At 39.9% G+C, this 12993-nt stretch carries 11 protein-coding genes; 10 read left to right on the forward strand and 1 reads right to left on the reverse strand.

The genetic code is table 11. The annotated features are described in order from the left end of the window. The 7 genes from DDZ16_RS11180 to metA all read left to right on the forward strand — a co-directional run bounded on the left by DDZ16_RS11180 (window position 1) and on the right by metA (window position 8902). Window positions 1–1128: an efflux RND transporter periplasmic adaptor subunit gene (locus DDZ16_RS11180; RefSeq protein ID WP_109264559.1), complete on the forward strand. Its 1128-nt coding sequence runs from the start codon at window positions 1–3 to the stop codon at window positions 1126–1128. Next, window positions 1125–1649 carry a DUF3267 domain-containing protein gene (locus DDZ16_RS11185; protein WP_109264560.1) on the forward strand — a complete coding sequence of 175 codons (525 nt, stop codon included), beginning with the start codon at window positions 1125–1127 and terminating at the stop codon, window positions 1647–1649. Before DDZ16_RS11180 ends, DDZ16_RS11185 begins: the two co-directional genes overlap by 4 nt. A gap of 670 nt (window positions 1650–2319) precedes the next feature. Beyond that, entirely contained in the window at window positions 2320–3570 is a 1251-nt protein-coding gene (locus DDZ16_RS11190; RefSeq protein ID WP_109264561.1) for a cystathionine gamma-synthase family protein, read from the forward strand. Window positions 3571–3831: 261 nt separating this feature from the next. Then, complete coding sequence (gene rnr, locus DDZ16_RS11195; protein ID WP_109264562.1) at window positions 3832–5994, forward strand: ribonuclease R; 2163 nt, start codon at window positions 3832–3834, stop codon at window positions 5992–5994. Window positions 5995–6040: 46 nt separating this feature from the next. After that, window positions 6041–6649, forward strand: a complete 609-nt coding sequence (locus tag DDZ16_RS11200; RefSeq protein ID WP_109264563.1) for a TetR/AcrR family transcriptional regulator — start codon at window positions 6041–6043, stop codon at window positions 6647–6649. A gap of 181 nt (window positions 6650–6830) precedes the next feature. Next, window positions 6831–7859, forward strand: coding sequence for a T9SS type A sorting domain-containing protein (locus tag DDZ16_RS11205; protein WP_109264564.1), 1029 nt, complete (start codon window positions 6831–6833; stop codon window positions 7857–7859). A 134-nt stretch (window positions 7860–7993) separates the two neighbouring features. Further along, window positions 7994–8902 (forward strand): homoserine O-acetyltransferase MetA, encoded by a 909-nt coding sequence (gene metA / locus DDZ16_RS11210; protein ID WP_109264565.1) that lies wholly within the window; start codon window positions 7994–7996, stop codon window positions 8900–8902. A gap of 9 nt (window positions 8903–8911) precedes the next feature. On the opposite strand, the gene DDZ16_RS11215 is transcribed toward metA, so the two are convergent. Further along, window positions 8912–9802, reverse strand: a complete 891-nt coding sequence (locus DDZ16_RS11215; protein WP_109264566.1) for a hypothetical protein — start codon at window positions 9800–9802, stop codon at window positions 8912–8914. 90 nt (window positions 9803–9892) lie between these two features. Between DDZ16_RS11215 and DDZ16_RS11220 the strand changes: the two genes are divergently transcribed. Genes DDZ16_RS11220 through DDZ16_RS11230 form a run of 3 tightly spaced genes read left to right on the forward strand, consistent with a single transcriptional unit; the run spans window position 9893 to window position 12882 of the window. After that, window positions 9893–11725: an Ig-like domain-containing domain gene (locus tag DDZ16_RS11220; protein ID WP_109264567.1), complete on the forward strand. Its 1833-nt coding sequence runs from the start codon at window positions 9893–9895 to the stop codon at window positions 11723–11725. A gap of 3 nt (window positions 11726–11728) precedes the next feature. Then, window positions 11729–12040: an MTH1187 family thiamine-binding protein gene (locus DDZ16_RS11225; RefSeq protein WP_109264568.1), complete on the forward strand. Its 312-nt coding sequence runs from the start codon at window positions 11729–11731 to the stop codon at window positions 12038–12040. Continuing rightward, window positions 12037–12882 (forward strand): DUF3108 domain-containing protein, encoded by an 846-nt coding sequence (locus DDZ16_RS11230; protein ID WP_109264569.1) that lies wholly within the window; start codon window positions 12037–12039, stop codon window positions 12880–12882. Before DDZ16_RS11225 ends, DDZ16_RS11230 begins: the two co-directional genes overlap by 4 nt. Window positions 12883–12993: the final 111 nt, after the last annotated feature.

Below are 12993 nucleotides of genomic sequence, written 5' to 3' on the forward strand. Positions count from 1 at the left end.
ATGATAACAAGATCTTTAATATTTTTGTTTTTTCTGCTTTTCGCATCTGGATGCAATTCCGAAAAAGCAGCCGATAAAAAGAATGCAGTTGACGGACCAGAGGGGGCAATTGGACTGACCAAAGAGCAATTTAAATCTTCAGGAATGACTTTTTCGGAGTTAAAAAAAATAAGTGCTTCCGAAAAAATTGAAGCCACAGGACAAATTTTGGTTAAGCCTGAGAGTTATTTTATGATGAGTACCTTGATGCAAGGGCGGGTTAAAGAGGTTTTTGTAACACGCGGTGACTGGGTGAAAGCCGGCCAGGCATTGGTTGAAATAGAGGATCCCTCAATTATCCGGTTACAACAGGATTATTTAGAGGTTGTGGCGGGTGAACCTGTTCTTAAAGCGGATTTTGAAAGACAAAAGAGCTTATTTGCCGATGAGGTTGCATCTGAGAAAAAACTTCAAAAAGCCCGAGCTGACTATCTCTCAGTTAAAGCGAAGGTAACCGGATTGAAAGAACAGTTGAGGTTACTGGGGCTTGATCCAGTAGAAGTTGAACAAGGAAAAATAAAGTCTTCGGTTGTTCTTAAAGCACCCATTGATGGAAATGTATCAACGATGGAAATCAATAAAGGCGTTTATCTGGAGGAGGGGGCTGAAGTATTAGAAATCATTGATCCTTCCGGAATATTTGTCTCACTTAGCGTCTTTGAAAATGATGTTACAGGCATTAAAGCCGGGTTAAAAGTCTTAGTTAAACCTGCCGGGGATGCAACAGCCAGAGATACAGCGCTGATTACAAGAATTGCCCGAAAAGTGGAGGAAGGATCAAGAAGTGTTACCGTTCATGCTGCGTTCGAAAAGGATGCTTTTGATTTTATTCCGGGAATGTATCTTGATGCACAGATCGTAAAGGGAGTTGGTGAAATGTTTGTGCTTCCTGAAGAAGCAGTTGTTGATTTGGAAAACAGAAACTGGGTATTGCTAAAATTGGAAGAAAAAAATGAATCTTACATAATGGTTCAGCGTGAAGTTGAAGTTTTGGATTTGGATAACGGTTTGGTTGCCATCTTAAATAATGATGATTTCTCTGCAGATGACCAGTTTTTATGTAAAGGTGCATTTGGATTAATACAATGACCGAAATATCACTTACCATTGAGGAAACAGCCCGAAAAGCGGCCGGTTTTATTTTGCCTGTGTTATTTGCTACAGGTATTCCCTTTTTTGTGATTTACGGGTTGCATCCTTTTTATGAATGGTCCTTCGCGGGTGTTTTTCAATTTATTTTTATACTTGTCGTTGGGATTCCGGTTCATGAGCTTTTACATGGCATTGTATTTGGCGCTTTTGCTCATGGGGGATACAAATCAGTTAAGTTTGGTTTGGATCGCTCAACATACACTCCTTATTGCCATTGCAAAGCTCCTATCAGGGTTCAGTACTATCGCATTGGTGCTATAATGCCATTATTTGTATTGGGTGTCACTCCTTTTGTGTTTTCTCTTTTCAATGGTTCGTTTGGCTGGTGGCTGTTTGGATATTTTTATATCATAGCAGCAGGAGGGGACCTGGTGGCGCTAAAAATGTTAAAAAAAATTCCAGGCCATCGTAAAGTATTGGATCATCCCGAAAAAATGGGGTTTTATATTTTGGACTGATGCTCGATTTTGTGTTTAGCCTGGGCAGGCCAGGCCCAAATAAGTAATATGGTTGAAAAAAACGATAAATGGCGCAGCCATTTCATAATAGCCCCTTAGAAACTATTTTCCAAAAAATACACGAATATTAGAAGTAAGACCTTAATGAGAGATTTTACCTTTGCCGACATCCCATAAACAATACTTCGTTTAGTTTTTCAATGAACTTATAGCCAATTGCTTGCGGGTGTGTTTTTGTTTGTGAGTGATAATATACAGAATATCAGTGTTATACGTTTCGTCTTGCATCTAATATCTAAAAATCTAACGCTCTATTGATGAACAATCATGTTGTCTATCTCTTGTAATTGATTCAAAATCCTCTTTATCAAGACTTCTTTCACCTCTTTAATCTTTTTTGATGTGAAAAACTCCAAATTCAGATATTCTTCTTCGGTTTGTCACAGTAGTGTTTTCTTTTAAAAAATAATTTCCCTGAAAGCGGTTTTATTCCGGCAGATTTTTCCTGGGCTTTGTTGAAAACAGGATGATCTTATGGTAGTTAATAGCCAATTTGTTATTAATGATATAAATCAGGTCGAACAGCAGGGTTAAAAGTTAGAAATGAGTGGAGTAAATACATTTTGTTTGTTATTTTTAGTAGATTATTGATAATTAAATCTACGTTTTTATGAAAAAGAATCAATACTCTCCCGAAAGCCTCATGATGTCTTACGGATACAAAGCTTCAGACCACCAAGGGGCGGTCAAGTGTCCTTTGTTTCAGACTTCCACTTTTGCTTTTCACTCTGCCTCCGAGGGCAAAGCTTTTTTTGAGTTGGCTTATGGATTGAGAGAACCTGAAGCCGGTGAAGAGATGGGAATGATTTACAGCCGGGTAAATAATCCAAACCTGGAGCTGGCAGAAAAAAGGCTTGCTCTTTGGGATAAAGCTGATGGTGCTGCTTTTTTCGCTTCAGGTATGGCAGCGATATCTACTATGATGTTCACGTTTTTACGTCCCAATGATATATTGCTGTTTGGCTCTCCCGTTTACGGTGGTACGGATCATTTTATTCATCATGTTTTACCTGATTTCGGAATACGAACGTTAATGTTTACCTCCCTGGATTCTGAAAAGGAAATCCTTCAGCGGCTTGAAGATACTTTCCCCGGAGAGCAGCCATCTTTAATTTATATTGAAACTCCTGGTAATCCAACAAATAATCTCATTGATATTGAGATGTGTGCGCGATTGCGGAATGAGTTTGTGTCTGGCAGAAAAGATTGTTTGCTGGCTGTTGATAATACTTTTTTGGGGCCTGTTTTTCAGAGGCCACTCGAACATGGTGCTGACCTTGTGGTCTATTCAGCAACCAAATTTATTAGTGGACACAGCGATGTTATTGCCGGAGCCTGTGCAGGGAGAAATGAAACGATTGGTCGGCTCAAAGCAATGAGAACATTTTTAGGCAGCATGTTGGATCCTCATTCCTGTTGGCTGGTAATGCGAAGTCTTGAAACTTTACAAATTAGGATGGAAAGGCAAGATGCAAGTGCCCGGAAAGTAGCGGAATATGTGGCGCAGCATCCTAAGGTTGAGAGTGTTCATTTTTTGGGATATCTGAGAGACGACGATCCACAAAAACAAATCTTTAAAAAGCAGTGTCTTTCATCCGGATCAATGATTTCTTTTAATATAAAAGGGGGAGAGAAGGAAGCATTCCGATTTTTAGATAACCTGACGTTGTTTAAGTTAGCAGTGAGTCTTGGCTCAACAGAAAGCCTGGCTGAACATCCTGCTACCATGACCCATGTGGATGTTTCGGAGGAAGACCGTCAAAAACTGGGGATTTTGCCCAATTTGGTCAGATTAAGTATTGGACTTGAAGATCCGGAGGACTTAATTCAGGCTGTTGAATCTGCTTTCGGAAAAGTTTGAAATATAGTACTAAAGTATAAGTAATAATCGAACATTTTAATCGGTGACTTTACAATTGTCTTGGAAATTCTTATATTTGAGCTAAATATACAGGTTAAAACATTGGACGGATTTGTCTGTTTAAGTTGTTAAAAGGATCCGATTTTTTATGTAAGATGAAGCAGATCGTCCTTTTTTTAAAAGTTAGAATGACTTGATTACGTGAATGTTTGACTTTTTGAAAGGGCCGGCAGAAGTTTTAATCAGTGTAAGAAAATTTATATGTCAAAAAAGAAGAAGCAAAATAAGAAGAAGACAAAAAAGGGAGATTTGAGGGCAGCAGTAAAAAACCTGTTCTCTAATAATCCTCAAAAAACCTATAATTATAAACAGGCATCTGCTGCGCTGGGAGTTAGTAAAAAGAGTTCCCGCTTGCAGGTGGAAGTTTTATTGTTCCAATTAAGCGAAGAGAATTATTTAAATGAGGTTTCAACCGGACGATTTAAGTTATTGATGAGTCCGGGGAATATCATTGAGGGAATTGTGGATATGACTGCCAAAGGGGCTGCATATATTGTTCCTGATCAGGGAGATGAGGATATTTTTGTAGCTCAAACGAACCTGGGACATGCCCTCAATGGCGACCGGGTAAAAGTGCTTCAATACGCTCGCCGGCGCAGGCATCAGGCCGAGGGTGAAGTTGTTGAAATAATTGAACGCAGTCGGGATCAGTTCGTCGGAACATTAGAGGTTTCCAAAGACTTCGCATTCCTTGTGGCCGACTCCCGGGTGATGCACCACGATATTTTTATTCCTCTAGAAAAGCTAAAAGGAGGCAAGAACGGACAAAAAGCTGTTGTAACCTTAAGTGAATGGCCGGAAAAAGCCAAAAATCCTATTGGGGAAGTTGTCGATATATTGGGGAATCCGGGTGAGAATAACACTGAAATGCATGCCATTTTAGCGGAGTTCAATCTTCCTTACAAATATCCATCAAAAGTTGTGGCAGCAGCCGAAAAAATTCCGGATGAAATTCCTAAAGAAGAAATCAAGAAAAGAAAGGACTTTCGCGATGTTACAACCTTTACAATTGACCCGGCAGATGCCAAGGATTTTGACGATGCCCTGTCGGTGCAAAAGTTGAAAAATGGCAATTGGCAAGTGGGTGTTCATATTGCTGATGTTACTCATTATGTAAGACCGAATACATTGCTTGAAAAAGAAGCCGTTAACCGGGCAACTTCGGTTTATTTAGTCGATCGTGTTGTGCCAATGCTTCCGGAGCGTTTGAGTAATCAACTGTGTTCTCTCCGGCCTGAGGAAGATAAACTCTGCTTTTCAGCCGTCTTTGAGTTGAATGATGAGGCTGCCATTGAAAATAGCTGGGTGGGACGTACTATTATTCACAGTAACAGACGTTTTGCCTATGAAGAAGCTCAGGAAGTTATTGAGAAAAAGGAGGGTGACCTCTCAAACGAATTGCTCACATTAAATGACTTGGCAAAAAAGCTCAGGTCTATTCGTTTTAGTAGTGGGTCAATTGATTTTGAACGTGTTGAAGTTCAATTTGAATTGGATGAAGACGGAAAACCCTTAAGTGTATTTTTTAAAGAGGCCAGGGATGCCAATAAACTCATTGAGGAGTTTATGTTATTGGCAAACAAAAAAGTGGCAGAGTTGATTGGGAAAAATGAATTGAATCCCAAAGATAAGAGAACAACAAAAAACTCGAAGACTTTTGTTTACAGGATTCATGATGAGCCCGATCCCGAGAAATATCAGACCTTTGGAAATTTCGTGCGCAAGTTTGGTTTTGAAGCCATGCCCAAGGGAAATGAGTCCATTAGTCACTCTTTAAATCGCCTGCTGGATGAGGTGCAGGGTAAAAAGCAACAAAACATTGTTGAAACTTTGGCCATCCGGACTATGTCAAAGGCAGTATATTCCACGCACAATATTGGGCATTACGGACTTGGGTTTAAGTATTACACTCATTTTACTTCCCCCATTCGGCGTTATCCCGATATGATGGTGCACCGATTATTGCAACGTTATCTAGACGGTGGTCGCTCAGTTTCAAAAGAAAAATATGAGGAGCTTTGTGATCACAGTTCAAAAATGGAACTGCGGGCAGCTGATGCCGAGCGTACTTCTATCAAATATAAGCAGGTAGAATTTTTAAAAGACAAAGTTGGTGAAATTTTCGATGGTGTAATCTCCGGCGTTACAGAGTGGGGCATTTATGTAGAGCTGGATGAAAACAAATGTGAAGGCATGGTGCCTATTCGGGACCTTGACGATGATTTTTACCAATTTGATGAAGAAAACTACTGTTTGGTTGGCCGACGTAAGAACCGGAAATACCAGCTTGGAGATGCTGTTAAAATTCAAATAGCCAAAGCAAATCTTGAAAAACGTCAATTAGATTTCACCCTGGCCGATTGATATCGTGTATAACCTAATTTTCCAACATACCTAAATTAATTTTGTTATGAGTGATATATTTAATTCAATGGTTTCGGGACAGGATACTGTACGGAATTCAATCTTAAAATCGGCAAGAGAACTTTTTGCAAAGTTTGGTTATAGAAAAACCACTATGGAGGACATAGCCCAGGCTTTGCGAAAAGGGAAAAGTTCTCTTTATTATTACTTTAAGAATAAAGAAGAAATCTTTCAGGCAGTTATTGAATTGGAGTCCGAGTTGTTAGAACGCCGCTTGCGTGAAGTTGTGGGGAGTGAATACTCGCCACGCCAGAAATTTCATGACTACGTAATTATTCGTATGGAAACTTTACGTGAATTAGAGAATTATCAGAAAGCTATGAGAGATGAAACTTACGGCGATTACCATTTTCTGGATGATGTGCGTGAGCGTTCAGAGCAAGCTGAGCAGGAGATGATCCGGATTGTGATGGAAGAAGGTGTTTCATCCGGCGAATTTGATATAAAAAACCTTCGGTTGGCTGCCATCGGAATTAGTACTGCCCTCCGCGGACTTGAATTGCCATTGTTTAGAGGAATAGAGAATTTTGATGATTTCCGCCTTCAGCTTGACAATATTCTAAATATTATGTTTTTTGGAATATTAAAGCGGTAAATAGAATTTTCATTTATAAAGGCCTCCTGGATTGTACTTAACGTGTCGATCAGGAGGTTTTTTGTTGGAAAAAATTCTTTTAATGATAGTATTTTGTGGATATTTATGTTTGTTTATTTAAATTTGATTAAATTAAAATTTTAAACAAAGGAATTGTTTCCTTAATCTGATTTTCCTTTTTATGAGAAAAACTTTATTTCTACTAACTTTTTTCCTGGTATTCTTTTGTACTGAAAGTAAGGCCCAGGATTGGACTTCAAACGGAGATACATTATTTCGGGAAAAACCAGTTATTATTGGTAGTAATACCGGTAGTGAAAACTCCATTCTCTCGTTGATAAGTAAATATGATTCGCCTGAGGGGGGAGGATATGGACTTATAAACAAGCATTCCAGTAGCCTTTCTTATTTGCAATTTCGCTCCAGAGGAAGAGTTGGGTATTCCAGTGCATGGTATTCCCAGGCTCAAAGTGCCGCTTTTGCCGGAACCAACTATTTGAAAACTGATCATGCCGGACAACTGGATAGCCACAGTTCAGGCGGTCTGTTTGTTTTGGAATTTGATGATTACAGACCTTATAGTTCTTATCTTTCAACTACACATTATTTGGGAGGATCTTATAGTACCATTAGAGGCAATATTCTTGGTTATCCTAATAATTTTGTAATCTCTGCAGTTATTGGGCAAGATCAAATTCGAAATGATTCAACATTTGCAGGTTATTTTGAAGGGCGAGGATTTTTCAGTGATAATGTGGGATTTGGAACAGTTAAGCCCACCGCCAAAGTTGAAGTGGCTGATGGGGACGTTTATATAAGTGATATTGATAAAGGGATAATTATGAAGTCTCCCGATGGAAACTGCTGGAAAGGCATATTGGACAATACAGGCATGTTAAGTTTTTCTCCTGTACAATGTCCTGATGCAATATTACCTTCATCGTCGCCTGAACTTAAAAGTAGTGAAGGCTCAGTCTCTTTATATCCAAATCCTGCCGGAGATGATGTTTCAATTGAGATAAATGATTCAAGAAGTACTCAAATGTATTATTCCATTGTAAATATAGACGGGAAGGAATTGGAGGCGGGATTTATCGAAGGAAATAAATATACCCTGGATGTAGGAAATTTCAATTCCGGTGTTTATTTAGTTAATATTACTGATGTCAATGGGGATATTATTTCAACTAAAAAATTGATTAAAGAATAATCATTTAGATAATCTTACATTCAATATCCTTCATCTTTGGTGAGGGATTTTTTTATCAATTACCTGTTTGTAATTGATTTTGTTTCTCATTCCTTTATATTTGTAGGCTCTTTTTGTAACCAATAACTAATGCTATGCCTGTAAATATTCCTGACTTACTGCCTGCTAAGAGTCTTCTTGAGGAGGAAAATGTGTTTGTAATGGGTGAAAGCCGGGCTGTTGCTCAGGATATCCGCCCACTCAAGATTCTTGTTCTTAATCTGATGCCTTTAAAGATTAAGACTGAGACGCATCTGCTGAGGGTGTTGTCTAATACCCCCTTGCAGGTAGAGGTTGAATTATTGTTTACCTCTTCGCATGTTCCAAAGAATACACCTCAGGAACACTTGATTAGTTTTTACAAAACTTTTGAAGAAATAAAGGACAAGCATTACGATGGTTTTATAATTACCGGAGCTCCCGTTGAATTGCTCGAATTTGAAAAGGTAACCTACTGGGAAGAATTGTGCCGGATCATGGATTGGAGTAAAACCAATGTTACTTCCACGCTGCATCTTTGCTGGGGGGCGCAAGCGGGGTTGTATTATCATTATGGTATCCCCAAGTATGAAATGTCAGCCAAATTGTTTGGGGTTTTTGAGCATTTTGTGAACGATCCTGAGGAGCCTCTTCTGAGAGGATTTGATGACACATTTTGGGCACCTCATTCCCGTTATACCGATGTCAGGCGAACAGATATTGAGAAGGTGGATGATTTAATCTTACTTTCCGACTCGGTAAAAGCCGGACCATATATTGCACTGTCTAAGGATCGAAGTCAGGTTTTTGTGACAGGGCATCCTGAGTATGACAAATTAACATTGGGCGAAGAGTACCACCGTGATAAAGCTCGGGGCCTGCAAACCAAACTTCCTGAAAACTATTATAAAAATGATGACCCCTCACAGAAATCTATTGTGCGATGGCGCAGTCATGCCCATCTGCTGTACTCGAATTGGTTAAACTATTACGTTTATCAATCTACCCCTTACGATTGGGGATAGTCTACTGATTTATTTTAATTCGAAAGTAAATCTTCCAATATTGCCACCGTCAGCAAATATGTCCGTGGTATATTCCCCTGGCATCAGCTCACCCATGTCTGCGTCATAGAATATACAAATATCGGTTTCTTCGCCACCATATTCTATTTCGCGCATGGCGGAGTAGTTTATTTCTGTACCTTCATATTCAAACAGGTCTTCTCGGCTTCTTAACAGTATTTGACCATCCGGTCGTTCAAGCCTTATGTAAAAGGGTTTTATCCCAACAGGGGCTGTCAGGTTTTTCTTGACTGTAAAGCATATTTCAATTTTGTCAATCCTGTTTGTTCGGCTGGTACTTCTGCCTCTTGCATTGAGCCCATCTGCACTCATGTTTGTAGTTTCGAGACGACTGGCAATTTCAACCTTGTCCTCCAATTCGGTCTTTACATCTTCCAGCTCTTTGTAGGAGTTTTGGATCTGACTGTAACGTTGCTGGTACTCCTTGTTTTCTTTCTTTAGCTCTTCGTTTAGCCTGTTGAGACTGTCAATCTGAGCTACATAACTTTTTAATACCCCTCTTAAAGTGCCAAGTTCTTTTCGGTACTCACGTATTTTTGAAGCATTGGTGGCTTTAATTGTTTTAATTTCCTCAATGAGGTGTTCTACCTTCTGGCGCTCCTTTTCAAGCATTGTATTAAGCGTATCGCTGGTCGATTCCAGGGAATCGTATCCCATAGCGAGATCTTGATATTCTTCGGTCAGAATGTTTTTTTCAATGGTCATTTCTTCTACAACTTCCTTCATCTCAACACTCTGAGTTATGTATAAAGCTGCAATTACAACCAAGAGTACTGCTGCTACGCCCAATGCAATGTATATCGGTCTCTGGTTTTTATTGTTGTTTTTTTCTGTTTGCATGGTTTTTGTTTATCGAATCAGGGGCAAATTTAAAAAGTTTCATCATTTTACTCTAACTTTGCTGTGTTCTTTACCGAAAATAAACGTTTGATGTTGAAAAATATTTCTTATTTCCTTTCCATTGTTTTCATTCTGCTTGGTTTGGCCCGATGCGCTAATCAGGGGTACCCTGAGGGTGGCCCCAGGGATGAGACACCCCCACGCATGGTTAGTTCCAAGCCCCCCATGAATGCGGTAAATTTTCAGGGGAACGAGGTTGAAATTGAATTTGATGAGCTGATTGTACTTAAAGAAGCGCTTCAAAAGGTTGTGATATCCCCCCCCTTAAATAATATGCCTACCATCAGAGGTCTTGGAAATAAGGTTACCGTAATTTTTGATGAAGATCTTCAACCCGGAACAACTTATTCCATTGATTTTGCTGATGCCATTCAGGATAACAACGAATCTAATGCACTGGATGGTTTTACTTTTTCATTTTCAACAGGAGAAACACAGGATAGTTTGGAAATCTCCGGGCATGTTTTTGAAGCCAATACCCTAACCCCTGTTCCGGGGGTCCTGGTTATGGCCCATACCAATCATGCTGATTCAGCCTTTACCAATATGGTGCCTCCCCGGTTGGCCAAAACGAATGAAGAAGGGCGGTTCACAATTCGAAATTTAGCAGAAGGACAATACAGGGTTTTTGCTCTTGAGGATTTAAACCGAAACTATAGGTTTGATCAGCCCGGAGAACGTATCGCCTGGTTGTCTGATCTGGTAGAACCATCCTTTGAATACCGCGAGAGAGTAGATTCCCTTTTTAAGGATTCTGTAACTCTGGATACCGTAATTGTAACTCAGGAATTGGCTTATATTCCCGACAGCCTCAGGCTATTCCTGTTTCAGGAAGATTATAAGAAGCAATATCTCGATACACGGGAAAGAAGTGAGCGCCATCGTCTGGATTTTATATTTAACCGTCCATTGGAAAAGCCTCTTGAGCTGAAAATGCTAAATATTCAACCTGAAAAGGAAGACTGGTTTGTTTATGAACGCTCGGCAAGGCATGATTCCGTTATGATTTGGTTAATTGACAGTACGCTTATATCCAGCGATTCCCTTACGCTTCAGGTAAAGTACCCCCTCCGCGACTCATTGGATAATCTGGTGGATCAAGTGGATACTTTAAATATGTTTCATCGAGCGATGGAAGAGAAAAAACGAAGAGGAAAAGATGAGGCGGAAGATGCAGGGCCTGATCCTTTGAGATTCAGGGCAACAAGTGGGGCAATGGAGATAGGTGCTGCACCATGGCTTAATTTTCCTGTGCCTCTCTCTTTGTTACAGGTGGATTCATTGCAGCTTTTTGTGATGGTCGATACTCTTTTTCAGCCGGTTCCTTTTGATGTCAGTCAGGACTCCATCCGTATTCGCAATTTCAGGGTTGAACATGAATGGGAGCCTGGCAGAGCCTATCAGATTGTGATGGACTCTGCTGCTTTTGAAGATGTTTATGAACGAGTAAACCGTCCGGCAGAGAGTTCTTTTAATGTAAAGACTGAAGACAGCTATGGAACTGTTTATGTGAGTGTGCAAAACTTTGATGAGAGTGCTCTTTTGCAAGTTCTGGATAGTAAAGAAGAGGTTGTGAGGGCTGGCGAGTTGCCTGCAAATGGAAAGTTAGCATTTAGGTACATTAAGCCGGGTAAGTATTTTCTTCGGATAATAAATGACAACAACCAAAACGGGGAATGGGATACAGGTAATTTCGAGCAAGGGCTGCAGCCTGAAAGAGTGAATTATTACCCTGAATCAATAACTGTCAGGGAGAACTGGGGACATGAGGTTGAATGGGATATCTTCGAACATCCCGTTTATGAATTTGTTAATAGAAACAGAATAGAAAGCAAAAAAAGGAGTAATTCTCAAAGAAGGTAATATATGTCTGTATTGTTGAATTTTGCTATGTTTCCAACCGATAAAGGGGCTAGCGTGAGTGCTTACGTGGGGAAAGTGATTGAAATGATTCGCGAAAGTGGCGTTGCCTATCGCCTGAATCCGATGGGAACCACCATTGAAACCCAAAATATGACGGAGGCTCTGGATATTGTAAATAAAGCTTATGCCATTCTTGAGCCTCATTCCGACAGAATTTATTCAACCATTAATATTGATGCAAGAGAAGGTGGTGTGGGAAGATTAGAGGGAAAAATTGAGTCGGTTGAGCGTAAAATAGGAAAGGTTAATAAATGATTCCTTTAATGCTTTCCCGACATACTTTTTATGTTATCGTGCTCGGATTCTTGATTTTCAGTCAGGGTTCCTCTTCAGCTTTTTCGCAATGTTACAATAATGAAGTTGTGTTCGCCCCCGGAGAAGAGGTGACATACCATGCATATTACAATTGGGGATTTGTCTGGATCAATGCCGGGGCGGTGACCTTCGCTGTTAATGATTCCCAATGGCGCGGTAATCCCGCATGGCAGTTTAAGGCTTACGGAAATACCTATAAAGCTTACGATATTTTTTTTAAAGTTCGCGATAGTTTCGATGTTTGGGTAGATCCCCATTCCCTTAAGCCGTTTGAGTTTCAAAGGCGCACCAATGAAGGTTCTTACAAGGCTCATCATCATTATATTTTCGACCAGGAAAAAAGAGTAATTAATGCTTCTATCAGTAAGCGGGGAAAAGCATATCGGGATACTACATTTGAATGGCCTGATTGTTCTTTCGACTTACTTTCTATGGTCTATCAGGCAAGAAATCTTGATTTTTCGCGTTACGATATTGATGAAAAGATACCCATAAACTTGATTGTTGATGGTGAAGTGCACAGTTTGTATATCCGATATCTTGGAAAAGAGGTGGTTAAAGATCGGAGTGGAAGAGAATTCAGATGTCTTAAGTTTTCTCCTATGCTGGTTGAGGGTACCATCTTTGAAGAAGGGGAGAAGATGTTTGTATGGGTTACTGATGATCAGAATCGCATCCCCATTATTGTTGAAGCAAAGATCCTTGTGGGATCGGTAAAAGCCGTATTTGTTGATGCAAAAGGATTGAAAAATCCGATGAAGGCAGAAATAAGAGACAAATAAGGAGAGCTTTGCATTATTCAGATTGGAGATTTTTTTGATATAAAAAAACACCCGGTCGTTTTATGTCACTATCAAGGGCCATGAAGATTAAGTGAGTTTGCGAACCGGGTG

The organism is Marinilabilia rubra, assembly GCF_003121985.1.
Taxonomy (GTDB): Bacteria; Bacteroidota; Bacteroidia; order Bacteroidales; family Marinilabiliaceae; genus Marinilabilia; species Marinilabilia rubra.